This is a genomic window from Bifidobacterium apicola (assembly GCF_042846865.1).
Classification (GTDB): domain Bacteria; phylum Actinomycetota; class Actinomycetes; order Actinomycetales; family Bifidobacteriaceae; genus Bombiscardovia; species Bombiscardovia apicola.
In genome coordinates, this window is sequence record NZ_BAAFQQ010000001.1 from 679,643 (window position 1) to 706,399 (window position 26,757).

Annotated in this window: 12 protein-coding genes and 1 pseudogene; all 13 read right to left on the bottom strand. The window is 59.9% G+C overall.

Annotated elements, in window-relative coordinates:
• Positions 1–2: 2 nt before the first annotated feature.
• The 13 genes and pseudogenes from ACGG9J_RS02970 to ACGG9J_RS03030 all read right to left on the bottom strand — a co-directional run bounded on the left by ACGG9J_RS02970 (position 3) and on the right by ACGG9J_RS03030 (position 26,644).
• On the bottom strand, positions 3–506 hold the full coding sequence (locus tag ACGG9J_RS02970; RefSeq protein ID WP_390133474.1) for an FHA domain-containing protein: 504 nt from the start codon (positions 504–506) through the stop codon (positions 3–5).
• The gene (locus ACGG9J_RS02975; protein WP_390133476.1) at positions 503–4,708 is read right to left on the bottom strand and encodes an FtsK/SpoIIIE domain-containing protein; all 4,206 of its coding nucleotides are present in this window, start codon (positions 4,706–4,708) and stop codon (positions 503–505) included. The genes ACGG9J_RS02970 and ACGG9J_RS02975 overlap by 4 nt, the downstream gene beginning before the upstream one ends.
• 369 nt (positions 4,709–5,077) lie before the next feature.
• Positions 5,078–9,691, bottom strand: coding sequence for an Ig-like domain-containing protein (locus ACGG9J_RS02980; RefSeq protein WP_390133478.1), 4,614 nt, complete (start codon positions 9,689–9,691; stop codon positions 5,078–5,080).
• A gap of 715 nt (positions 9,692–10,406) precedes the next feature.
• Positions 10,407–10,850, bottom strand: a complete 444-nt coding sequence (locus tag ACGG9J_RS02985; protein ID WP_390133480.1) for a hypothetical protein — start codon at positions 10,848–10,850, stop codon at positions 10,407–10,409.
• A complete protein-coding gene (locus ACGG9J_RS02990; protein WP_390133482.1) occupies positions 10,847–12,649 on the bottom strand; it encodes a serine/threonine protein kinase in 1,803 nt (600 codons plus the stop codon). Before ACGG9J_RS02990 ends, ACGG9J_RS02985 begins: the two co-directional genes overlap by 4 nt.
• 389 nt (positions 12,650–13,038) lie before the next feature.
• Positions 13,039–13,332: a WXG100 family type VII secretion target gene (locus ACGG9J_RS02995; RefSeq protein WP_390133483.1), complete on the bottom strand. Its 294-nt coding sequence runs from the start codon at positions 13,330–13,332 to the stop codon at positions 13,039–13,041.
• 427 nt (positions 13,333–13,759) lie between these two features.
• Positions 13,760–14,098, bottom strand: a pseudogene (locus ACGG9J_RS03000) (MBL fold metallo-hydrolase); the annotation flags it as partial.
• Positions 14,099–14,152: 54 nt separating this feature from the next.
• Positions 14,153–15,058, bottom strand: coding sequence for a 4-hydroxy-tetrahydrodipicolinate synthase (gene dapA, locus ACGG9J_RS03005; RefSeq protein WP_390133485.1), 906 nt, complete (start codon positions 15,056–15,058; stop codon positions 14,153–14,155).
• Positions 15,059–15,098: 40 nt separating this feature from the next.
• On the bottom strand, positions 15,099–15,836 hold the full coding sequence (gene dapB, locus ACGG9J_RS03010) for a 4-hydroxy-tetrahydrodipicolinate reductase (RefSeq protein WP_390133487.1): 738 nt from the start codon (positions 15,834–15,836) through the stop codon (positions 15,099–15,101).
• Positions 15,837–15,863: 27 nt separating this feature from the next.
• Positions 15,864–17,174, bottom strand: coding sequence for an MFS transporter (locus ACGG9J_RS03015; protein WP_390133489.1), 1,311 nt, complete (start codon positions 17,172–17,174; stop codon positions 15,864–15,866).
• Positions 17,161–17,910 carry a GNAT family N-acetyltransferase gene (locus ACGG9J_RS03020; protein WP_390133491.1) on the bottom strand — a complete coding sequence of 250 codons (750 nt, stop codon included), beginning with the start codon at positions 17,908–17,910 and terminating at the stop codon, positions 17,161–17,163. The genes ACGG9J_RS03015 and ACGG9J_RS03020 overlap by 14 nt, the downstream gene beginning before the upstream one ends.
• Positions 17,911–18,029: 119 nt before the next feature.
• The gene (locus tag ACGG9J_RS03025; RefSeq protein ID WP_390133494.1) at positions 18,030–22,070 is read right to left on the bottom strand and encodes an ATP-dependent DNA helicase; all 4,041 of its coding nucleotides are present in this window, start codon (positions 22,068–22,070) and stop codon (positions 18,030–18,032) included.
• Entirely contained in the window at positions 22,067–26,644 is a 4,578-nt protein-coding gene (locus tag ACGG9J_RS03030; RefSeq protein ID WP_390133496.1) for a PD-(D/E)XK nuclease family protein, read from the bottom strand. The genes ACGG9J_RS03025 and ACGG9J_RS03030 overlap by 4 nt, the downstream gene beginning before the upstream one ends.
• Positions 26,645–26,757: the final 113 nt, after the last annotated feature.

The window sequence follows — 26,757 nt, forward strand, 5'->3', positions numbered from 1 at the left end:
GATCAATTGCTCCTTTCAACTTTTGCGCTGAGACTACCGAACCTGATCACATCGTTTTCAGACAAACCAGTCCGTTTCTTTGCCTGTAATTGCATATACGTCTCCCCGGAACGGACGAAAGTGCCATTCGCCGACCCCAGATCCATGACCCATACCTGGCCAATGGGTGTTGCTCCAAATTCAAAGTGCCTTCGGGAAGTCTGATGCGAAGGATCTTCGACAACTACATAAGCGGCATAGTGTTCGCCCGGCTGTTCCGGCATCCGCCCCACGACGCTACGTCCTTGACAGGGCACCCGCTGCCCATCGGAAAAAACCAACTGATACGATTCCGCGCGACGGCCGGTACCATCCCCGACCGACCGTGGTTTCAAGGCCTTATCGTGCAAATCCCAACCGTTGACGACGGACGGCTGCAGAATCGGCGGGAGCACAGGAATCTCCGCAAAGACCCTTGCCGGCTGCAGGGATTGCACCAGCCCTGGTTTCTTCCTATGCCCGTTCATTTGTTCAACCCCCCAGCATTGCTGAAACTATAGGGGACACTCCATTGTCCGCCCAACTTCGGGAACTGAACAAAGACAGTTTGCATACCGAGCTTCGCGATTCCACGTCCCTGAGGCATGTCGGATCTGAAAAGAGACCGTTTTACCCTTGCCCCTATCAGATCCGCATATATCATATCCTCGGGCCGGATCAGGACTCCCTGCTTGATCTTCTTCATGGAAGACCCCCAATTCCCGAAGCCCTGGGGGAAGTCGATGATATCTCCAGCAAAGATGCATGAGGCGTCACTCTTCGATAATGATCCAACCAGGCTCTGCATCCACGCACTGGCGGGAATCTCCTTGAGCAGCTGACAGTCATCGAACACCAGGAGATTGCCTTTGAACCCCGTTTCAGTGCTGCTTTCCAGAGCTCTCTCGTCGCCATTGCGCGCATATGGTTCAAGTTTCTCCTGTGTCAGGTCCGCAGGGGTCGTGAACAAGCGCACGACTCCGGGCATCCCCTCGAAACGCCTCAGGGCATTGTCCTTGGGGGCCGCGATGACCAGGTGGTACCCAGCGGACAGCGCCATGTTGGCCAACCAGACCAGCAGTGTCGTCTTGCCGCTCTGCATGCCGCCGAAAACCGGAAGAATCGGCGTCGCCGCCGGATCATAGGCAATAAGATCGTTGTCCTCGCCGCCGATGCCCAAAGGCAGCAAACCCTTGTCCAGGGACTTGGATTCCTCAACCAAGGCGTATACCTGATCGAAGGATACCTCATCGGGCAGCTGTTCGACGTTGAAGGGCAGGCGGGACCGCGAGAGGCCGGCATCCCTGCCGGCAGCCAGCGCGGCACCGGCGGCACGGATGGCCTCGGATTCCTGTTGGCCCACCGCCCCACGGCGAATCTGCGCTATCTGAATCTCAGCATCGTCAACGGATTGGTAACCTCGCCCATCCGCCATCTTGTCGGGTACTTCCTTGGCAGGGATTCCGATTTCCGAATAGTCGGTCTTGTCGACCAGCCGCAGCATGATCTTGCTGTCTGCCAGCAAGGTCATCCGTCCGGACAGGAGGGAGCGGTCGCCGGTGAGGATGAAATGCACGCCGACCGACGGCCCTTCCCGCATCAGATTCTGTATGCGGCTGATCAGGGAACCGCCATCATAGGATTCGAAGGTGGAGTTGTACCCGTCCCATGAATCCAGCATGACCAGCATATGCGGCAGGGCCCCTTCCTCATGATCCCGGTCAAGACCCCGATTGAACTCGTCAATATTGCTGTATCCGCCCTTGGAGAGCGTGGCCGACCTGGCCTTGAGCACCCTTTCGATCTTGTTCAGGAGCCGTTCGATCTTCTGCGTTTCGCTGCGCAGGGCCACAACGCCCACATTGGGAAAGGCCGTGAGAGGAGCGAGGCCGCCATTGCCGCCGTCGATGCAGTAGACCTGGACCTTCGTGGGTGCATACCTTTTGCAGGCGGAGAAAGCTATGGTCCGAAGGGCCGTGGTCTTGCCACTGCGGGACGTGCCGATGATGAACAGGTTACCGAAGGTCGCCATATCGAGGAAAACCGTGCTTTGCTTCTGCAGTTTGGGGTAATCCCCGATGGCAAAGGGAACTTGAAGGCTCGCCTGGGCATCGCCATCTTCGCTGTCAGGCAGATCATCCAGACCGATCTCATCGGTCAAGGCAGGCAGCCAAGGCTGCCGCTGCTGGGGAATGCCCTCATCCTTGGCCACCTCGCAGATACTCCCGACCAACTTCATAAGGTCGGTTACGTTTACATCCCCCTTGTTCTCTTTCGACTTGGGACGTGCAGGAGCCGGCTGGCCGATCTGGGGGAAGGAGAGCACGCGGACAAAGGGCTTCTCTGTTTTTGTCTCAGCCTTGTCGTTCGGGTCGATATACCTGCCTCCTACCCTGGCGGATTGGAAGGGCACCAAGGAATTCGACCCGAGCCTCACCACGGCCCTGCCCGGCGTGGACTTGCTGATCAGCGATGCATCCTTGGCATCGATCACATCCTGGCTTTCGCTGTCGTCCGTCATGCGCAGGGCTATACGAAGGTTGGTGTTCGCCCTGATTTCCGGAGAGACCACGCCTCCGGGCCGCTGGGTCGCCAGGAGAAGGTGGATACCCAATGACCTGCCCCTTTGTGCAATGTTCACCAGGCCGGTGACAAAGTCGGGAAGCTCCCTGGCCAGGGAGGCGAACTCGTCGATAATGATCAGCAGACGGGGGATCTCCGTCAGATCAGGGCGGAGCTCCCGGAAGTCCATGTAATCGTCAAGATCCTTGGCGCCGGCAAGGGCCAGAAGATGTTCGCGGTAGTTCAGTTCCGCGCCAAGCGAGACCAGAGCTCTGGTCACCAAATGGTTGTCCAGATCCGTGACCATTCCAACCGTATGGGGGAGCTTGACGCAGTCCTTGAAGGCCGCACCGCCCTTGTAATCGACAAGCACGAAGTTCAGCGATTCCGGCCTGTTAGCCACGGCCAGCGAAGCCACCAGAGACTGGAGCAGCTCCGACTTTCCTGAGCCGGTTGTACCGGCTATCAACCCATGTGGCCCGTCCTTGGCGATGTCAAGGCCGAAGGGGCCGTCGACCGATTCACCGATCGTGCAGAAGGTCGAGCGGGGTTGCATCGCCCACCGGGCTTCGATCTCTTCAGGAGTCGGCGTCAGCTTCAGCAGGTCCAGAAGCCTGCTCTGCGAGGGAATGGCGGACTGGCTCTCATCAGGGCTGCCGTCCTCCAGAGGCGCCAGGGACAGCGAAAGAGCATCCAGCCATTGCTGTGTGACCAGGTCAGGCATGATGTTATTGACATCGTCAGAGACATTGCTGCGGACCTTCAGCTCGCCAGCCTCCCCTGTCACCACAGTCTGGCATTCCTCAGGCAGGAGCCTCTCATCGATCTCCACGCACAGCATGTACATGCCGACAAGAGGCCCCTCCTTGAGGAGTCTGATAGTGCCGGGCATGGATCTGAGCACATGTGCATGCTCCATCACCACAACTACCGATGGCCCAGCCCACTTCTGCATGGACTGGGAATGCATCAGCTCCTTGCGATCGTCCAGCATGGCGATGAGTTCCGAAATTCTCATCGCTATGTCTTCGATGCCGGTAGCCAATGTGCGTACTGCATTCTGCCCTTGCTGCGGAACCAGCTGCGGGAGCCATTGGGCGAAGGACCAATCGATCTGCGCCGGTATGGGAGCAGGCCGACCCCCTTTTGGTTGCTTCCTGGACCTGGGCGAAAGCAGGTATATCGACAAGTCCCGGGCTGAGTGCAGAGCTGCCATCTGAGCGACGATCCACTGCACTGTCGGAAAGATGACTGCTTGCTCACCTGTGCACCCCAGGCATCCGGCATTCGGCAAATCCACAACGACCGGGAAATGATGGAGCTGCCATGTCTTGACGCGCTCGAATTCAAGGTTATCGGGCATTTCCATGGATACATGCGACTTGACATCCCCCGTGCCTATGCGCAATCCAAGCCATGAGTCGTCAGTGGCCCTTCTGTTCCATAGCTGTGCAGTATGGCCGGCACATAGATCAAGCAAGGCTGTGGGATCAGGGTATTCGGCCCGAACATCACTGATTTCCTCTTCAAGCGCATGCCTGGCCTGTTCCTTGATGCGGTCCCGGCTCTGCTCGTAACGTTTGACCTGCGCCTTGTATCTCTTCCTCATGCCGTTATTGCCGGAGAAATACGAAGCCACCATCATCACCGGTGACATGATGCCAAAAGCCAGATATGAATAATTCTTCAGAATGACCGCCATGCCCACGGACATGGCCAATGGCAGCAGGGTCGACACGATCGGTATAGGGGCCTTGTCAGGACGGGTCGGGGAGCCGGGAAGCGTATATCGTCTGGTTCGTACTTCATTCCTGATCTTCGGCGGCCGGGTATACAGCCAGTGCCCCGGGCTGTCTTCTTTGTCGACTGGCACGGAATCCGGATGCCCCTTGGTCACGCTGATGATGCATTCGGGAAGCACAAGCTCCTGTCCATAGCCCAGCTCGGTCGGTTCTATCAGCTCATGCCCGTCCAGCCAGACGTCGGAGTGCAATTGCCGCTTGGGCCTGTGCAGGAAGCCGGCTTTCACCACAGCGCCCTCGCGTATGTTAGGCACCACCGTCAGACGACCATCCGGGTGAACGTCAAGAAGAAAATCAGCACTGATCGACACTTTTTCAGGATCCATCAGAGAACTTATCCTCAAGATACCTGGAAGTACATCATATATGGCACCTGCATTGAATCCGCTGAGAAAGCGAAGCTGAACTGCTGCTGGGTCATCAGCCGAGCGAACCCGCGGGTCGATAATCGTCGCCCCCTCGCACAGCAAGGAAATCCATGATCCTTCATGCAGACCCACCTGGTCAATGGTCAGACGCGGATCCACCCGGCGCCCGTCGATACCGACATCGACCGTCCCACCTGTGGCCCCCTCTGCGAATCCGGCAAGAGAGGGAAGCAGGTCAGCCAATGACGAGTCTCCCGGCACATCAAAGTAGGCCGTAAACCGAGCCTGCGACCGGGCATCATGAATATTGACAAGGCCTTTCAAGGCTCACCGCTCCTGCCTGCCAAATGGATTGCGCCTATAAGCCATTTCCGCACGGTGCCTGACGATCAGAGCCGCAAGGATGAGAGCCGCCAGCACCATGAGAATTCCGAGGCAGATGACCAGCACAAAAAGCAATCCATTCTCACGTATGTACTGCCACCAGTCTGAAGCGACGACCACACCCTGATAGGTAGTCGAGGATATGTTGCCCGCCGCATCTTCGGTCCTGACTGTCACCGTGTGCTCATGAGCATCCGCCGGCAGATCAATGGACTGCGTGCCTCTGAGAAGCTCATCGCCAGACCACCGTCCCTGTGTCCTGTCATCCACATCAATCCGAGCGGAGCGCACTTTCATGTTATCCTTGGCATCTATGCCCACACTATGCCGTTGCCCATAGTACACTCTGTTGGAGGCAACGCCCAGAGCCGAGGCTGTTGGAGCTTGCGAATCCACTGCGAAGTTCACCGAGGCATCCCCCTTGCGCTTCGCATCCTTGTGCTGCATGGTATTCTCTGACAGATTCCCTGCTCGATCAGTGGAGGTGAGCATCAGGCGGTAGTAGCCGTCGCCCCTAAATACCCTGGCAGGAATTTCATAGGTTCGTTTGCTCCACCCGTTGTCGCTATCGTCGACAATCCGATAATCGGATCCGGGAACAGCATGGATGCTTCCGTCCTTGGCCAGCCTGATGGCTGACTTGCCCCAATCAATGCCGCTGACATTCAGCTCGGTGACTGCGACAGGCACAGCCTTCTTCAAATATGCACCCCTGATCGAGGACGTTCCCGCTGAAAACAGGTAGGTCGAGCCGAACCTGTTAACCGAGAAGGTCTTGCTCACCGATGTGGAATTACCGGCCATGTCTTCGCTTGTTGCGGTCAGCGTGTACACATCGTCGGTTGCCACCTTGCGCTTGAAATCAGGGATATCGACTGTTCGGGCGTTATCTTCCTCATGCTCTTCCGGGTCCATATCCGCGGATTTGACCTTGCCCCGCCTGTCCCCGACAAGCGCATAGGTCGTTCGGCTCTGATCCATATTCGTGTCATTGACCTGTATTCGGGGCGCCACTGTACCCGCATATGCTGTCTTGTCCTCCACCTTTTCGATATGCAGATCGGGCTTGGTCATATCGATGACGAATTCCGGCTCCTTCACGGCCTCCGCAGTGTTTCCTGCCAAATCCGTGGCGTTGGCCTCAAGCGTGTAATGGTACTCGCCCTTGAACGATACCTGCTGGACCAGGGTGTGCTTCTTGGAATCTCCTGCATACGACCAGCCATCGCCCGCAGGTGCCGGAACCTCATGGCCGGCGTCATCCTTGGCCGATGTCGTTACCGTCGATTCCCCTTTGCTGAAATTACGCTCCACCAGCTCGATCGTGGCCATCCTGGGGGCCTTATAGTACATGCCGTTTCTAGAGTCATTGTTGTCGAATTTCAGCGAGAGCACCGGCCTGGTTGTATCGATGACGAATTCGTCATGGAATGCCATCCCTTGGTGCTCGCCTGGGTCTGTCAGCGAGGCATCGACGGTCCAATCTCCATCGCTCTCACAGGCCAGCTTTGCCAGATAAGTGTGCTTATCGCCGCTTGGGTTGGAAAAATCCTTGGCGGCAAGTCGGGCCCTGCGACCATCAACACGTGATTCGACGATGATGCGCCTGTCGTCCTTCGCCTTTATGAAATCAAAGTTCGACTCATCAACAACAATGGTGGCCACCCTCTTGGCCTTGTAATACTTGCCGTTTCTGACATCATTGTTGTCATAGGACACAGTGATCTTCGGACCGGCAAGATCGAGGGCGGCCCCCTCATATCCCTGGGCATCGTTGACTATGTCGCTTCGATTGTCGCCATATGAATTCAGCGCATGAGTCGATGAGGGGTTGCCGGCTAAATCCTTGACGGCTATCGATGTGGCATCAAACCTAAGACGCTGGCTGTCGGCGTTCATGTCGAAAGCAATGACCTCATCAGATTCGAATCGCAAGGTGGATTCAGGGGTCTGCGCATCCTGACGGGCCAGCCAGGGGTCATACCCAAGCATAGGAGTTGCCTCATCCCCCTGGTAATCCGTGAAGGACGCGGTCTTCGCATCTACACCGGAGACTTGGTCTTTGACACCGTCCAAGGACACATGCAGGGGCGATGCAGGGAATATCCATTGCCAATGATGGGGGGTGGTCGCTGATAAGTGAAGACTGCCCAGCTGGGGGCCTGTGTAGTCAATGACGAATTTACGCTGGGCGGCAGCGAACCGGCTGCTGTCGCACTGCAGGCCAGCATAGGATACCGCCAACTCATAAACCCCCTCATGGGGACTGTTCGGGTTGGCGGAAGAGCGGGGAACCCGATATCCTCGGAGCACCCAGGTGTCCGGACTCGCGGAGTCAGAAACCCAGGCATCAGGTTCGAACGACACTGCGGGAAATGCTGTCGGAGCGGCCGGGCTGACGGAGCCATGGAAGAAATTCTGATTGCTCTCGTTATCGACAGCCTGATACAGAGGGAACCACTTGTCTTTCACTTTGAAGTCGACAAGAGCTTCGCCTCTGAAGTAGTACGCAGGATCCGTAGAAGCGGGATTGGACTCGGCCTGTCTGAGTATTATCTCGGCCGTCCGCTTGTTCTGCGGGTTGTCGATCACCAAAGCATCGTAGGCTTCATTGAAGCCTGCGGCATCAGGATACTTGTTGACCAACTCGTCGAGGCTGACTTTCAGCACATTCCGCGCCCGGTCACCATCACCGCTGCTAACCGGATGCTCTGCCCAATCAGTGGCGGTCAGCACGATTTTCGACAGATCGTATAAACCTTCGTCTTTCAGGTCAATCGTGAACCAGCCGGATTCATCCACCGGTATAGTCATGTTCCTTGCGGCAGAATCGCCTATGGCATTGCCCTGCAAATCGGTTGGGGCAGGCATGGAAATCCGGACCGTGCCATGGCAAGTGCCCGCAGCGCAATCCCCGGCAATACCTGATGCTCCCTCCTGCGAGGCTCCTGGGACTTTATCAGCGCCCCTCTGCTCCTTTGGCAGAAGATCCTGAACCCTGAACCGGATCTGATTTTCCCCGGGACTGGTCACAATGGTCTTATGGGAACCCTCGATAGGGAATCTGTGGATTATCTTCAATCCGTCACCACGCGGACCCTCAAATCCATCTGCCACAGGAGCACTGGTATCGATACCGAACTGAGTCCTTGAGGAAGTGAACCAACCAGGCATAATATCCGTATTGAGCATAAAGGTGTATTTGCCATTGGCCGGATAGGACCCGCTGGCTCCATTGACCTGTCCGACACTGTCTGCACAGGTCAGACTCCACGTCCAGCTTTCGCTGCGATCCTCGGTTATGTTGGATTCCTCCACCTTGCAGGCCGTCTTGGCCTCGTTGGGCCCATTTGGCAGATCATCGCGCCAATACTTCAATACGCCGACATTTCTGCGGGGATCATTGGCCAGCGCACGGAGGTAGTAGGCCAAATACTGGTCTTTGGTCTGCACGGCCAAGCGAACATCTGAATTGAAATAATACCTGTCCAGGCCACTGCCAGAAGGGGCAGGAGGCACAGCGCCTGGCTTTCGGGGAGCGTCGGGGGAACGACTCGAAACCGCGATCCTGGGCTCCCCGAGCGTTTCATAGCTGACATCAATCAGAAGTCTGCCGATCATTGCATCCGTGCTGGGAGCCTTGGAGCGATCCGCCTGCCCGCTTTTGAGGAGGAAGAAGTCATCTTCATTGCCAGCCTTATCAACGACTTTGGCCCTTATGGCGCTGAAATCGTAATATCCGGAGGATCGGAAATCCACGTCATAGTATTCGCCCTGTTCATCAGAACCTGTGGAGACGGAGTAATCACAGCCGCCATCGTCCCGAACGCCGGTATCAGCAGAACACTGTTTCAACGGAACCGGAGTTCGGGGATTGCCTCGACTGTCTACACCGTCATAACGGCTTCCGTTCAAGATAAGCCTTCCCAAGCCGGAGGCAATGGGATCGCTGGGACCATCATTCCTGACTCGCGGCGGGTAGTGTTGGCCGCCACTGGGATCGAGGGTTGGTCTGGATGGAAGAACATCCTTGGCCCTCAGCCTGATGACGCGATCCCTGAAGGCCATGACTCCGTCGGAAACGGGGAAATCATCATCTCCAGGGTGTGCTTCAAGACCGTGGGACAAATAGCTGGCTGAGGTCAGCATAGGCTTTTCAGTGTCATAAATGAATGAAAGGTGGTTGTGATCCTGCCCGGCATCCGCTGAATGCAGGTAGCGGGCGAGGTCCTCTTGTATGCGGGCCTCATAACGGGCATTGGCATTGTACGGCAGCCTGTTCATATCGGCTTTACATGATTGGTTGAGCACCTTCCAGACCCCAGAGTGATCCCCATGGCCCTGGCCGATTCGAGCACTTCTTTGCGAATATGAGGCGGGACGCCCGCAAGAGAAGCTGACAGGAGGCTGATGATTGGGGTCATCGGCCTGGTTATGCGGAGGAGTCCGACTTATGGTCATTGGGGCAAAATCGGCCTGGGAATTGGCCTTCTTGTGATTGTTGAGGGCAATGTTGACTATACGGTCCAGCCAGGGGTCGCGTGACGAAAGAGACACTGTGTCAACGTTGCTGAAATAGCCAGAAAGCGGGTCGGCCTTCGGAGCTCCGGATACCCATAGTCTGAGGCTTCTGTCAGATGTTGAATCCACGATTATGGAATTGGGGTGTTGAGCGAAATCGATATCCTTGCCTTCGCTATCGACCGCAACCATACCTATAGAACTGAGCGTTTCCGAAAAGGTTCCGCTGAGGCTTTTGGCCTTCCCGTTTTCATTGTCCGAGGTTAATGTATAGCTGAATTTCAGCCGACAATTGGCCAGTGAATAGTCCTGACCATCATGGGAGCTGCCCCCGCCATCGCTGTATCTAAGCGTATAGGTCCGGGAAGGCCCTTGTCCGGAATCGTCGCTTTGCAGGACTGGGCATGATCCGCTGCCGGAGAGGCCGATGCCTTCGATTGCCAGCGAGCCATCGTTTGAAGATTGCCAATCGACGCCATCCGCCGAACGCGGAGTGATGGTCATCGTAACAGAACGCGGCCCTGCGGCAATCCATGTTTTTCCGTCTGTAAGGTCATCTTCGGGCTTCATCTGCCGATAAGTCATCGATACGGATATGCGGTCCTTGGCGCTCGTCATCTCCGCCGCAAAGGCACGGGTGGGGAGCAATAGCTGCCATACGAGCAAGGCGAGACAGAACAGAACCGAAAAACTCATCATGCAACAAAAGGCCTTTATCGCCTTAGCGCTTTTTACAGGCTCCACCATGGTGTCAAAACCTTTCTGCAAGCGTGGTTTGGGCCTCATCATCGCGAGCGCTGGTATCAGCATGCCCATGGCCAACCAGAGAGGTCTGCTGCTCATCATCCTCAACCCCTGATGATTGAGCGCTCATTTGCCCGGATTCCGATGAGGCATCGGTCGAATGCACCACGAATTCAACCGGATGCTGGCTGGGGGAGGCAAAATCCTGACTATTCCCAATTCCTGGGTTGAAACTCAGATCATCAGCCTGCGGTTGTGAGCCGGCCATTGCCCATGTACCCGCCCTGGCTGTGCGCATCCGTTCAATTTCAGTAGCCGCGCTACGGCCAGTAAGGGCATCCCGCACCTGGCGTATATGCAGGACCTTATAGAGCACAATCGCGGCAACGGCCAGAACCAGGGCAACCGCCAGCAATACCAGTGCCAGCATTCTCCAGGACCAGGTGTTCATTGCTTATCCCCCTTGATATCCACAAAGGCGTTGTCTATAACGGCGCGCACCCGTTTTGAGGATTCATTGGCCTCGTTTTTTCTCTCATCAAGCAACGCAGTCGTAGGGGTTACCGAGGCAGCCAAGGAGACAGACCGATCCGCCAAGGTGTTCATCTGATCCTTGCTGATGCCATCCGCCCTGAACTTCCTTGGAAAGATCTGCAAGGCGTCCATCGTCAGATTGGCGGTTTCCAATCGAATAACATCATTGCTTTCCTGGCGGGAAGCATCCAGCAATTGTTGCAAGCGCCTTGCATACGGCTTGTATTTGCCGGCATCCGATCCCTCATTGATGAGTGGAACGATTTGCGTGTTGAAATCCGCTATGCCTGCGTAGATATCCGCAAGTTCTGCCTTCTTGTGGTCCTTGCTCTTGGCTGCCTCGTGCATCCAGGGAGAGGCCGCCCTGATGCGTTCCATCCTCATTGATTCCTGATCCGTCATAGATGAGCCTGAGGCTGTTTTGGCTTCTTCGGGCACCTTGAAGTAGTACCAATACAGCTTTCCTGTTTCATAACACAGTCTCGACCAGTCCTCGGAATGTTTACGCAGAGAATTGCTGTGCTCTGTGATCACAGCATTGAATGTGCGCTCCTCTTTTGGATCGAATGCACCGTCTGCCTTATACAAACTGATCAACCCGATATACGGGTCGACTGAGTCCGGTTTGATGGAGGCAGCATGGACAAAGTCGTTCTCGGCTCTAGCGCTGACCGTTGTCTGGGAGGCTTGGTCCATCCAATAACTGAAGTCGCCGTTGCGCGTTCTATACGCCATGCCCAGCGAACATGCCGAAAGCGCAAAACAGACCACTGAAGCGATTATGACAGCGATGAACGCATGCCATTTCCTGGTGAGCGCTTGACGATGAACCTCGTCAACCTCCCTGTAATGTCTCAATGCATAAGCCATCTGAGCACAGTTCTGGAATCTTGATTCGGGGTTTGTCTGAGTCGCGACAGATATGATCTCTTCAAGGCCAGCAGACAAGGAGGGAACGATGTCCCGGATTGGTTTGAATGATCCGGAACGCGGGCGTACGCCTGTCAGCAGGTTGTATAGTGTCGCGCCCAAAGCAAAAATGTCGGTGCGCTGATCCACGCGACCTGTTTCGCTGAATTGCTCGGGAGCACCGTAGCCTTGCGTGCCCAGCTGCCTGTCGTCCCCGATCAGTGAGGACCGGTCATCATCCGCTCCCATTTCAATGGCAATGCCAAAATCTATCAGTTTGATGGCTCCGCTTGGGGTTACCATCACGTTCGATGGCTTCATGTCCCGGTAAATGACCGGGGGGTTCCGGCGGTGCAGGTAGTCAAGTGCATCGCATAGCTGGATGCCCCAATCAGCTACACGGTCTTCAGGCTGCGGCCCCTCGTTTTTAAGGATATCCGCGAGCGTCCGGCCCTCAACATAGTCCATGACGACATACAGCGTGCCATGGTCATCGATCAGATCAACAATCCGAGGAATAGATGGATGGTCCAAGCGCTTGATCATATTGGCTTCAACGGTGATGCTCTTGATGATCATGTCCCGCTTCACGGGATCGGTTACTTGCCTGATCTCCTTAACAGCCCATTGCTTGTTCAGTGATGTATCCAGTGCAAGATAGACGGTGGACATTCCGCCCCTGCCTATCTGCGTCAAGATACGATACCGCCCGCCGATTACCGTATTCTCAGCAACCACATCTCTCTCCAGCCATTGCACGTGTTTTGAGTCATTGATCGACTTCGTAAAAGAAACCGCATTGTTCAAGAATCAGCCACAGTCCCGATCCCGATATCAATGCAGAATCAAGCCCCCCTCAAGCCTCAACACGGTTTCTGATTTCTGCGGAGGACGCGTGCACGCGAATATCGCAGTCCGGCAATCCAGGCTCGCTTATTCCGCTGGCAAACACACATCCGACAGGCTGATTCTCGTAGCACAACTACGAGTCATTGGAGAGAGACAGTTGCGGTTCCTCCTGATCGTGACTGGCCAGAAGGAGCCGCAATAAGCCTAAACAGCTCCATCGCCTGCGATGGTGTGCCTTAAAGACAAGATCGCCAAAATGCACCTATACACGTCTTGAGCAACTGTGCCCCGCCTGTCAACACTCTCGCAGGCGTCAAAGGCGCATATTTCCCTCGCAGACAGAAGACCTATTGCAAAGAACTGGCCAGCTGGCTATCCAGATCACTCAGTGACTGCTTGGTCTTGTTCAGGAAGTCCTCCATGCCGTCCAGACCATCGACAGTCTGAGTGGCTCCTTTGGTGAATTCCTCATAAGACTGCTGGAAAGCGCCAGAGGCACGGTCCGTCACGAACCCGCTTGCAACAAGGGCATCAATCTTGTTCTTCAAGGCATTCAATTCGGAAACGAGTGTATCGTGCCCATTCTTCAGATCGCTGACAGCGCCGTCCAAATCACCATAAGTAACCGATACATTTGCCATAACATTTCCTTCCATACGATAAATCAGTTGATACAAACCACCAAAAACAATCGCTGTTTTTCAACCAACAATCAGGAGCAAGCGTATCACGGACCGCGGATTTCGCCTATTCAAGATAGCTGTCGAATCCAAAAAATTGCGAATATATCGGCTTTTATAACACGACAGCCTTCCTGATCCCCGCCGATATCGGCACCACATCTGCCGGGCTATCGCTATACCCGCATTTTGGGCAAAGGGGCCGCATCATCCGCGTACCTGTACGAGCAGGAGGCTCTTTGCGCCCGGTGGCCGTCGTGAACAGCAGGGTGTGTCCAGCCCTGCTGGGCGGGAGTGGTGCTCTTCTTGGTGGCGGCCTTGGCCGCACTGGCGCTGGGGCTCTTTGTGCTGCCTGATCGAGGCAGCATCATGCAGCACAAAGAGCCTTGACCTCCACCTCGGTGGGCCTGAGATGATGCTCCTCGCACTTGGCATCCACAAACCCCAAAGTCAGCTTCGAACCAATCAAAGGAATATCAGGACGCAGCTTCAGCAAATAAGGCACACCCCCGATATGATCCTCATGCCCATGCGTCAACACCAGAGCATCCACCTGATCCAGCTTGCCCTTGATATAACTGAAACCAGGCAGAATCAAATCCACCCCCGGCTGCTCCTCCTCCGGAAACAGCACCCCGCAGTCAATCAGCAGAATATGACCATCATACTCGACCACATTCATATTACGGCCGATCTCACCCAAACCACCCAGCGGAACAATACGCATGGAACCCTTGCGATACTTCGGAGGACCCACCAGACGCTGCTCAGCCTGAGTAGTTCAGATCAGTCTGGCAGCCTTCATGCCCTTTCGGGCAAGAGCCACCTGATCCTCATCGGGACCCAGATTGGGCAGCCTCATGGCGGTCTGATCCAGTCTACCGGCCGCCTTCAGAGCAGCCTTGGCCATGACAGCCTGCTGACCCTGGCCATTCAGAGCCTGGACCAGCGGGTCCAGACGTGCAGCCAAATCCCTTGCGCCATCCAGGTCACCGGCATCGAATTCATCGGCCAGGCGCTTCATAGGTCCGGAGGCTACATGGGCGATAACCGAAATGATGCCGACCGCGCCTAGGGCCAGGAAGGGCAGGTAGAGACCGTCGTCGCCTGAATACCAGGTCAGGCCGGTCTCCTGGCGTTTGCGAGGCATGGAGGCCAGGTCGCCTGTGGCATCCTTGACGGCTGTTACCCCGTCCAGCTCGGCCAGCCTCCGGTAGGTATCCAGCTCCACGCGCAGACCGGTCCGTCCAGGCACATCGTAGAGAATGATCGGTCGCTGAGCCGACCGGCAGACCGAACGGAAGTGGGCCACTACCCCATCCTGGGAGGGCCGCGAATAGTAAGGCATGACCACCAGCAGGGCATCGGCCCCTGCCTCCTGGATCATCTCCACCATGCGTACCGTGTGCGCCGTGTCGTTGGAACCCGCTCCAGAGATGACTGGCACATCGACAGCATCCTTGACGGCCCTGACCAGATTGACCTTTTCCTCCATGTGGGTGACGGGAGACTCGCCTGTTGTGCCGTTGACCAGGATGCCGTCGGCCCCATCGGCCACCAAGGTGCGGGCCAGGTCGGCGGCTGCACCGTAATTCACGGATCCGTCTTTATTCATAGGCGTGACCATGGCGGGGATCACCCGGCCAAATGGGGCAGGAGGGAGCAGATGGGCACCAGTCTCAGTCATATCTTCACGCTACTTGCAGAAAGGGACGCTCTTGCGAATATCAGAACAGGTAGTGGTCCAGGCCCACGGTCAGCCCGGGAATGCTACCGGCTCGGCGTACGGCCAGGAGGACTCCAGGCATGAATGAGACACGTTCGAAGCTGTCCGCTCGGATGGTCAGCTGCTCACCAGGGTTGCCCATGAGAATCTCCTCATGGGCGTTGAGCCCGCGCAGACGGACGGCATGGACATGGACACCGTCAACCACCCGGCCCCGGGAAGGATCAGGCTGCTGGGTCGCGTCGGGCATGGGGCCCATGCCAGCCTGACGACGGGCTTCGGCGATGGCGGAAGCGGTCCCCAGAGCCGTGCCGGAAGGCGCGTCGACCTTGTCGGGATGGTGCATCTCTACCACCTCGGCCGACTCGAAGTAGCGGGCCGCCATGGCTGCGAACCGGTCGGCAAGCACTGCAGAGATGGCGAAGTTGGGAGCGATGAAGACGCTGAGCCCAGGATGCCCGTCCAGGGCCTGCCTGACCTGGTCCAGACGCCCCTTGGTCCACCCGGTGGTGCCGATGACGGAGTGGACCCCTTGCTCTATCAGGGTCAGGGCATTGTCCAGGACGGCATCGGGGCTGGTGAAGTCGACCGCCACATCCGTGTTGCTCGGATTGATGGCAGCCGGGTCATCATTCGGACCCAGCAGCAGGGCCGTCTGCATATCCTGCGCGTCCTTCAGAGCACGCACCACCTCGGTTCCCATGCGTCCGCCTGCACCAAGCACCGATACGCGGATCATCGGCTGCCTCCTTCTCGACTGTTCATTTCACTGTGTATTTTCGGTCTTTTTCACGACCATACCCCTCCTGCGACTCCTGGCCCAGCCCAGCAGGGCCAGAGGGACAGCGCAGCAGGTGACCACCGCCGGAATAGTCATGCCGCCGTGGGGCCCGAACTGATCCAGGGCGACCCCGGCCAGAGTGGATCCCAGAGAGGTGCCGATGGATCCGCCGGTGGACAGCCAGGAGAGCCCCTCGGTCAGGGCCCGAGCGTCCACATTTTCGCGCACAATCAGGTTGCCGGTAGCGAAGATGGGTGAGACGCACAGGCCGGTCAGCACCTCGGCCAGACCCAACAGGACCAGGTTGTCCATGACCAGGCGGAAGACCACATATCCCAGGGTCAGCAGCACCAGGAAGGTCGTCAGATAGCGCCAACGGGATCCTTTGAGTCTGACCGAACCGAAGATCAGCGCCCCGCACAGGGACCCTAGGGCGAACAGAGCCAGCTGCAGGCCCACAGCACCCTCACGGCCCATGGATTTGGTCAGAGCGGTCACCGAGACATCAACAGCCGAAAAGCTCATGTTGAAGACGACGAAGATCACGACCAGCAGCAGGATGCCCGGATAGACCAGAGCCGAGCGTGAACCCTGGTGGCTTTCAGCATCGCTTGACAGGACATCCCCATGGGCATCCACCGGGGAATGATCCGCCGCAGACTGGTCGACGGCCTCCACGCGAACGACGGCTGGGGGCTCGGTGGAACGCATGGCAAAGAAGGTCAGTCCCCCGATCAGCAGGGCCAGGGCGGGCAGGTAGAGCTGGGAGACCGGGCTGACCGAGGTGGCCAAGTAGGCGGAAAGAATCGGCCCCAGGATGAAGACGCACTCGTCCAGACCTGACTCCAGGGCGTAGGCCGTGTTGAGCAGATTGGTCTTGTCCTCGCGCAGCACCCAGGCCCAGCGGGTGCGCACCAAGGCCCCGAAGGCGAACTGGGTCAGGCCCATCAGGGCCGCCAAGACGAAAAGCACTCCCAGAGGAACCCGGCGCATGGCTCCTACAGCGAACCCCAGAATGGCCAGAGCCTGCACAATCAGGGCAGTCACCCCAACCCGACGCTGGCCGAACCGGTCGAACAGACGGGCGTAGAAGGGGGTGACCAGGGCTGCGCAGAGCGTGTAGACGGCACTCATCAGACCGGCCGAGGTCCAGTTGTCATAGATGTGGTTCAAGGCCAGCACGATGCCCAGACCCATCATGCCCAGGGGCAGACGGGCCAGAACGGCAGACAGGCAGAAGCCGGCGGCGCCCGGGTAGGTGAACAGACGCAGGAAGGGGGATTTAGCGGCCGCCACGGTCACCGTCCTTGCCCAGCTGGTCGCTCACACGACCTCCGTAGATGAAGATGTCGTCGATCCCCTCGAAAAACTGCGGATCATCGGAAGGATTGCGCCCGGCGAAGGCCGCATGGTCCCGCCCTTTGAGCTCGGCCAGCCGCTCCATGCGCTGATGGTCGTAGAAGCCCACATCGCAGGAGGAGTCCGTATGCAGGTAGAAGCGCTCAATGCCTACCTGGTCCATATGCTCCAGGTTGTCACGCCATAAGGCACCGCCCACGCCGCGCCCCCGGGCACGGCTGGAGACCAGGAAGAGCCTCAGTTCAGCCTGGGGCGGGACGGCCAGACCGCACTGCTTCTCCAGCTTGACCTCGGTCAGCTGCCACTGGCGGGCCCGGTCCAGGGTCTGTGCGCCCAGTGGTGTGGCATCCAGCTGCTGGTCCACTCGCTCCAGCTCCTCTTGGGCCTGGGGGAAGCACAGCTCGCCACGTCCATCGGCCAGCAGGGTTACTCCCAGAAAGTTCTGCCCATCGACAGCTATCCGGGCCCTGGTGACACCCACCAGGTAGTGCAGGATGAAGTGGGCGGCGCTCAGCCGGGACACGGTGCCCTCGGGATCCTCCTGCACCTTCCAAGTAGCGTCGAAAGTCCCCACCAGGTCGGGCATATCCGCCCAGACCATGGGTCGTATTTCCACCCTCCCCCTCCGCCGGGAGGCCTGGTTGTGAATACTGGACGTTGTCATCTGTCTCATTGCTCCATTCGGGCGTGCCCGGCCCCACGACGCCCACTGGCCGTCCGCCGATCGCCTGCTGTTCATGATTGCTGATGGGCGGCACCCATCGCCCTTGTCTGGCGGGGTCTGCCGCAGACTCAGTCCTCGTCCGACTGCTCTGGTATACCCTCGGCCAGGGATGCGAGAATTTCTTCTTCGGTCCTGGCACGGGCCCTGATGAGTCGATCCTGGGGCCGGTCTTCGCTTACATAATAAAGGCAGGCGTCGATGGCCGACAGGCCGATACCCTGCAAGCGTGACAGGAGCAGCCGGTAGAAGTCCAGCTGGACCAGACGGCGGTTGGTCGACTCCTCTCCGTGCGGTCGGGATCCGGTCTTCCAGTCCACAATGGTGTAGCGCAGATCCGGGCGATCAGGGTCCAGTCCGCCTGCGAAGACGGCATCCAGCTTGCCCTTGACAATCTGGCCTGCCAGCACCGCCACGATGGGCCGTTCCACCCAGACGGGGGTGCGCTGGGCCCAGTCAGAATCAGCCAGCCGCTGCTCCCAGGTCAGCAGACGGGCCTGAACGGGATCGGCCTGGGAATCCAGGGACTCCCGTTCCTGGTCAAGCCCGGCCAACATGCGCGCCCGCTCAGCCATGGCCCCGGGACCCAGCGGACCATCGAGCAGATTCGGCGATTCCGCCTGATCGGGCAGGTCCACCAGTCCTTGAGGGTCGGAAATTTCGGGCAGGATGAAGCGCCTGGCCCAGTCGTGGAAGCGGGTGCCTGCCTCGGCCTGCGGGGAGGCCACCTGGGGTATGGGTCTGACCAGCCCCTGCCAGTAATCCCTCTCCATCTTGGGGTCGCCACCTGCCGAACCAGCCTGGATTGCGGTGACGCTGCTAGCCCCATGCCCCAGGATCCGTCGGCCGGTGCGCCGCAGCAGATCCAGGTCCGTGAGCAGCTGGTCGTCAGCTACCCCTAGACGACCAGTGCTGACCTGCAGGATGCGGACCGCATTGGCGTAGAGCCCGTCATCGCCCTCCTCATCAACTGCGGGGTCGCCCGGTTCCCCGGCGCGCACCCAGGCGGCCGAGCGATCCAGGGCCTGGCGTGTGCGCGCACTCAGCATTGGAGGCCAAAGCGCCTGGTCACGTTCGCCGTCACGGGCGGCGACCTGATCCACTTCTTCCAGGACGCGGTCGACAATGGCCTGGCGATAGGACTGGGCATGCTCACCGACAAAGAGCCCCAAGGGCGGCGTTGGTTCGCCCTCCTGCGCATCCTCTGCCGGCTCCAGCTTGACCGCATCGGGCTCTTCCTGGAAAAGCTCCGCCAGCTCGGTCCAGAAGTTGGAGGCCTTATCCGGGTCTGGAGCTGGCGTGTTCAGGGCCGCAGACTCCGCCTGGGAATCCTGGCTGAAGGTCAGCAGCAGGTCATGCCGGGCCCTGGTCGCCGCCACATAGATCAGCCGTCGCTCGTCGTCCAGCAGCCTACGGCCGTACTGCTCGCGCTGGGAGGGGGCGATGGCATCGGCATGGACCGGGCGGGCCTGGTCGTCCAGTCCGCTCTCGCGAGACAGGCCCATGGCCTCCTCCTCCAGGCCCGCCAGGTCCAGCCGACCCAGCAGGTCTTCAGGGTCAGCGCCCAAGGGGGCGTCGTGGGGAAAGCGGGGCAGAATCATGGCATCAGCCCGCACCGGCACCGGCACGGACTGGGGATCGACCAGCCAGGTACGGGCCGTGCAGTTGTACTGGTAGACCGGGCCATCCGGGGATTGGACCACCGGCTGGTCCACAGCGGGCTTGACGGTGAGCCGATCGCCCTGGCTGCTAGGGAAAGCTCCTCGCTTCAGCCCGACCACCGCCACGGCATCCCACTCCAGTCCCTTGGCCTGGTGGACGGTCATCAGGGCCACATCGGCATGGCGGTCGTCCCCGTCAGTAGGCATTTCGGGACTCTGGTCCAGGGATGACAGCCAGGAGACGAACCCGCGCAGGCTGGGCCCCAAGCCTTGGGGCAGCTCAGACAGGTAGACATCCACTTGGTCCAGCAGGGCCTGGATGCCCGCCTTGGCCTGGCTGGGCTCCAGAGGACGTTCAGGATTAGCCAGGGACCGGGCCAGCACCAGGTCCACGTCCAGGTCCAGAGCACGGATGGCAGCGACAACCACCTGGCGCAGGGGGGCCGAGGACTCGGCTTGGACCTGGCAGATGACCCTGGCGGCCTCGACGGCCAGGACCCGTCCCCTGGCAGATAGCCCCGAACTCTTCAAGAGGTCTGGCAGGTCGTCGCGCAAAAGCAGGTCCACCAGGAAGACATCATTGGGAACCTGGTCACGGTAACGGTGCAGATTCTCGCGACGGCGGCGCGGATCAGGGTCGGACTCGACCAGTCCGGCACGGACAAGAGCCCGGTACTGGCTGTCCTCATTGACCCTGGCAGCCAGGGAGGCCAGAGCGCTCAGGTCGGCCGCGTCCATGCCGAACCGGGCCGAGGCCAGCAGACGCATCAGGGAATCACTGTCGGTATGGTCGCAGATCAGGGAGAGTAGGGCTCTAAGATCCATGACCTCGGGCCGGTCAAAGAGGGAGGAGTACCCGACGACCTGACAGCTCAGCCCTGCAGCCTCCAGAGCCTCGCGGTACCTGGGAAGGGCGGCCTTGGAACGGAAGAGGACGGCTACGTGCGGCGCGTCGCCCTGATTGCCATAGAGCTCGCAGGCCCTGAGGGCGAACCTGACCACGCCGTCGATCTCCTGGCCGCCGGTGCTGTAGCCCAAGAGGCCCACAGTGCCCGGGTCGGCATCCTCACGGGGACGGAGCCTGGCCACGTCCACCTCGCGCAGTTCCGCTTCGGACCGGCTCTCCTGGCCTCGATGGCGCAAGGGGATGGTCAGCTGGTTGGCAGCCTTGAGCACCCAGCTGGAGTTGCGGAAGGTGCGCGACAGCGTCAGCGGGTCCTGGTCCTGCGAGCGCCCAAAGGCGGTCACGCCAGACAGGGGACCGCTGCCGGATGCGGGTCGATCGGCCAGCATGCCGAATTGGGCCTGGAAGGTGCGGAAGGCCCCGGGGCTGGCACCACGCCAGGCGTATATGGACTGGAAGGGGTCGCCTACGGCGGTCACGGCCGACCTGCCAGGAGCTTGGTCCGCGCTCCCCTGGTTCTTCTTAAGGCGCTGCGGATGGAAGATGGCTGCCAGGAGCAGGGCCTGGGTGGTGGAGGTGTCCTGGTATTCATCCAGAAAGACGTGGCTGTAGCGGCGTCGCAGCTGGGCACTGATGGAGGGGAAACGGTCGACCAGCTGGAAGGCGGCCAGGGTGAAGTCGCCGAACTCGGCCATATTGGCCTGGCGCTTGGCCCGCTGGTAGTCCTGGACCAGGGTCAGCAGTTTCTCGCGCGTCAGCACGGCCCGTCGCATGGCATCCACCCGGTAGAGGCGGATGCTCTGACGTTTGTCTCGAAATGCCTTGATTTTGCCCTGAAAGTGCTCGTCGGTCTCCTTCTTGCTGCGCTTGGGCGGCGACAAGCTGACTGTGGGCTCTGCGTCCGGCACGGGCTGGTCACCAATGAGCTGGTCTGCACGATCCACAAAGGCGCGGTCCCAGGCACGGATCCGCTCCACGGCCTGGTCGAAATCAGGGCAGTCGCTGCTGATCATGGAGGTGGTCACCGCTCCGGTCAGCCCCAGGACCCGGTTGACGGTCGTCGAGAAGGTCGCAGAGCCCAGGTCGTCGGATTCGCCATCCTGCGCCGAGGAGCCAGCGGGAAAGATCAGATCCAGATGGTCGGCGACCACCTGTGAAGCCAGCTGATAGGCCCCTGCCGAACTCAGTGGACGGGTGTCCTGGTCCATGCCCACCAGCAGACCGTACTGGCGCACGATGGACTGGAAGAAGGCGTCATAGGTGGACACGGTCGGTTTGAGGAAGTTACGTTCAGGGTCCACAGCCGAAGCGCCTCTGCCCTGGTCGCGTCGGATGACCGCCGCCCCCACCCTGGATTGGAGTTCGGATGCGGCCTTGCGGGTGAAGGTCAACCCCAGAATCTGCTCGGAGGGCACCCCCCGGCGGATCAGGGCGATGATCCGGCTGGTCATGGTCATGGTCTTGCCCGAGCCGGCGCCGGCCACCACCAGAAGATCCTCATTGACATCCGCATCGACGATGGCGGACTGTTCGGCAGTCTGCTTCATTCCTGATCCTCCAGTAGATTGGGCGCCACCAGTTGCCATGCCTGGCATTCCTGCCCATTGCCGGCCCGATGGCAACGGGCAGGGTCGAAGACCGCATCATCCCGGCCAGCCGTCAGTTTGACCCCGGCAGCAAAGAAGACCCTGGCTATCATGGTCAGCCCCCATACAGCCTGAGAGGAGGCCCGGTCGGCTCGAACCACGGCCCACAGGTCCGCATCCACCCCGGGCGGAACCTGATCCGGCAGGTCCGCAGGCTCGGCCTTGGACTTGAGCGGCGAGGGCATGCCGGTTCTGGGCTGGGCAATAGTGACCAGCCTGTCACGCTCGAATAGGGGCGGCTGGTAGGCCATCTCCTCCCGGCGCAGCCCCGTTTGAGCATCCTTGGGCGGGCTCTGCAGCTGCAGGAGCAGGGATTGGCTCAGCTTCATTCCTTCGGTCCTGTCCAGATCGGGAGCCTGGGGCAGGCTCCAGGCCGCACCCACCTCCGGGCTGCTGCCAGGCGTGGGCGGGAAGGCCAGTCCCAACTGATAGCAGATCAACTGCAGATCGTTGAAGAGCTGCCCCTGGGTATAGGGGACTCTGCCGGTCTTGTAGTCCACCAGTCGCAGACGGATGCCCTCGGGCAGGGACCTGACCTCCAGACGGTCGATACGACCGGTCAGTCTGACCGTCGTCCCGGCATCCAGGGCTGCGGGGAAGCCGTCGACCAGGCCGGACATCAGGGCAAAGAGCCCATCAGCATCCAGAGGCCTGTCCGGGAAAGCGGCCCGCCAAAGAGGGACCAGATCCTCCACAGACAAGCTGACGTCGAAGGAGCGTTCGCTCTGCACGCCCAGCAGGTCGCCGACCGGGACCGGATTCTTGCCCCCTAGGCCGTATTCCGGCTCTGAGGAGCGAACGAAATAAGAGGCCAGGTTGTCCAGAATGGATCCCACCCGGCTGCTGCGGCCGCGCTGGTCATAGAGTTCGTCAGGATCCCGCAGGCGCTGTTCCCGGGGAGCCAGCTGCTGGTAGATGTCCAGGAGCGCATCTCGCACCTGCTGTTGGCGAGCATCTGGGTTGCCCTCGCTAGGACGGTCCAGACCCTGGGCTGTGCCCTCGCTGGCCACCTTGTGGATCAGCGAGCCGAACTCAGTGGGCACCCTGGAGGGAGAGGGTCCGGAGAACTGGTCTGCTAGGGCCCACTCCAGGGGACAGTTCCAGATGGCATCAACAGCCGAAGGCGAAAGTAGGACCACCTGGCGGTCGGTTCGTCGTTCATGGCGGTGCTCACGGCGGTTGTCACGGTCGTAGGTTCGACCAGCCTGCGTGGCTTGATTGACGCAAGCAGGTGCGGAGTAGGAGGCATGGTCCCTTTCAGCAACCGATGCGACACCTGAGGCGGCGGCTACGGCCCTTGACCCGGTAGCCTGTTCAGCCGAAGCCCCTTCATCCGGGACTTGCCCGACTGCGGACTGTTCATCTGAGGCATGCCGGTCCGAGGCCGGCCCAACCGTGGACTGTCGGTCTGCGACATCCTGATCCACTGCCGACTGGTCATAGATGAAGGGCCAATGCCTGGGATCAGCCGAATCCTGGCCCTGGTCGGCCAGCAGCCGCAGGGTTTGCACAGCATCGTCCACTCGTTCACGGTCGATCTGATCCTCCGGGAGCAGCGCCTGGACAGCCAGAATGGACCGGGCGGCCGCTGTCAAACCTCTTGCGGATACTTCCAGCCCCCCGTAGCGCTCACTGTCGCCTAAGCCAGCGCCGACCATGCTGAACTCGGCCTGGCTCATGTCGGCGGTGCGCGGATAGCGTTCGGGCAGATAGCCGTAGAGAAAATCCGAAGGAACCAGATCATCGTTCCAGACCGCACTGATGCGCACCTGGGTCCGTGCCCGGGTCAGCGCCTCCAGAAAACCCTTCTTCTCGGCGTAGAGAATGGAGCGCAGGGCCGGATCATGGCTGAGCGTGTCGGCCAGGGGGTCGCCGATGCGATCGTGCAGGACCAGGTCAGCCAGCTCCTCGGCCCCGAACATGGTGTCGCGGGGAACCAGATTGGGCCATACCCCGTCCTGGACGGCAGGCAGCCAGACCAGGGGCCAGTCAGTGGCCAGGGCAGCAGCGCCGGCAGGCGTGGTCAGAGTGACGGCATGCTCGATGGGCCCGATCCGCGCCAGAGAGTCAGCCTCGATCTGCATGGTACGCACCTGGTCCATGAAAGCCTCGACTGTGGGGAAACGACGTGAGCCAGCCGCGTACTGAAAGAGTCGCATGAGCGCGTCCAGACGATCGTTGGCCTCTTCGCCCTCCTGGGTGGCCATAAGGGCCCGCCGCTGCCAGTCGTCGGCCAGGTTCAGACTTCGCCAGGCCTCCCAGAGCACGTATTGGGGCTGACGGTCCTCCAGGGCGCTGATGCGTGTGGCCGTCAGACGCAGAACCTGCAAGGCCTTGTCCAGGACCTGGACATCAGGATCCTCCCGGCGGCCTCCGGCAATAGCCGTCATAGCCTCCAAGATAATTCCCGAGGATCGGCCATCCGGATCCAGTACCAGCAGGGTCTCCAGAGCCTGAACGGAGAGAATGGCTGGCCGTTGAGCATCCCGGTCGCCAAGATCCACCGGCTGATCGAGGGCTGAGGCATTAAAGAAGGAAGCTGATCCGCCCCCTGGCCCGGAGGAGTCGTTCCCAGCCAACAGGGAGTCATCGACGCTGATACCGGACGAACGGTCCCGCTGAGCCCGCCGCTGGGCCAGGTCCTCCACCCAGCTCCGCCAGGCCTGTCCCAAGAGCGGCAGGTCGGCCAAGGAGCCTGATGAGTCCGCCTCGCTCCCCCGCTGGCCGGAAAGAGGGGCCAATGCGGCCATGGTCTCCATGATGGACTCCAGGCGTTCCATCCTGACGGGACGCTCTGCACGGGCGGCTGCGGCGGGGACCCGGAAGAGGGGGCCAGCCATCAGCGTGCGCAGACGCGAACGAATCCAGGCGGCCACCTGGGCAGGATCGCCAGGATCGCTTCCGGCAACGTCAGGATCAATTACCGATTGGGCCAGCTCGACCAAGGCGAAGAGACCCTGGATGGCAGGCTCCTGGCTGAGCGGACGGGTCACCGAAGAGAAGCGCACCGGCACGCCTTGAACACGCAGCTTGCGGCCCAGGGTACGCAGGGTCAGGTTGTCGTGTGCAATGACAGCCATGTCGTTCCAGTCGCGTTCGTTGGCCAGGAACTCATGCTTGATCTGCCAGACCAGGTCATCATCCTCCTGGTCAGGGGTGTGGAAAAGCCTGGTCTGCACGCTGCCATCCCGAATCAGACTGTCGCCAGCGGTCAGAGGCGCTACCGGCCCGGCGCCGGGCCAGGCAGGCAGTTTGCCGGGCCTGTCAGGCAAGGGGGTGTCGTTATCCTCAATCCCGGCGATGCCCAGGCTGACCCTAGCAGCCACCAGATCGGCATAGGAACCCTGATCGCTTTCAGCATGGTCTTGGTCCGCTTCCGGAACCACCATCCTCCGTGATTTCAGGGTCACGGCGGCAGCGCCCAGACAGGCGAAGTCCGGGGCCAGAAGGGGGGCAGCGGCACCCGGCATGGGCTTGGACAGGGCTGTCAGGCGGTTGGACAGAAACTCCGGGTAGGAACCACGGAAAGACTGGACCGACTGGTCGGGGTTGCCCACCAGAAGGAGTCTGCAGCCTGCCTGGTTCAGGCCCTGCAGCAGGCCCATACCGGCCAGGGTGATGTCCTGCCAGTCATCCACGACCAGCAGGTCGGGCAAATCGTCGCCAGACAAGCCACCCAAGTTGCGGGAGGCTTCGATCATAAGCATGGAGGAGTCCAGACGGAATTCGTCCGGATAGCTCTTGGCGATGCTCTGGCGGTATTCATCCTCCAGGGCGAAAGCCAGCCGCCACTGCAGACCCAGCCGGTCGCGGCGGTCGGGGTCGATGGGCTGGACGGCCAAGGCGTCCAGAAGCTGATCCCGATCCCCCCTGTCGAGGCCTAATTCCGTCATGCGGGCGAACATATCCCGCAGCTGAGCGATGAATCTGTCAGCAACCCCTACGACCCGTCCCTGACTATCGCCGACCAAGACGGCCGACCAGCCTCCCTCGTTGCGGAAGTATCGTTCCAGAAGCCTGCAGACCGCGCAGTCGTCACCAGCCTGCACATGCTCCAGATGGACGGCCATGACCTGTCGAAGCAGGGCATCCTCTTCAGCGCCGTTGAGCAGTCGGGGCAGAAGCGGATCATGTCTGCCCTGGGACAGCCGTGACCGTGTCAACAGACGAAAGGCCAGGGCCTGCAGGGTGCCCACAGGTCTGGTTCGGTCGGACCTGCCCCGCTCCAGAATGACCCTGCGGCTGACCTGATCAGCCGCGGTCCGACCTGATACAGCCATGCTCGCACCGTCGCCGAACCGTTCCATGCCGATCAGCAGGGCACGGGTGGCCAGACTGGTTTTGCCGCTGCGGGGAGGACCGGCCACCACCAGGGCCCGGGTGGACCGACCCTTCTCGTCCCGGAGCCGATCGCCGATAAGGTCGCCTATCTGTTCCATGGCCTCTTGCGGATCCAACGGCGGCTGCTTGCTCATAGCTTCAAGAATAGGGTCTGGCATGGTCCGTCTACGGGCCCCGAAGACCACTGGTTCGGCAGTGTCGGCGGGAGGCTGAAAGGAAGTCTGATCGGGAACGGCGTGCTGTTATC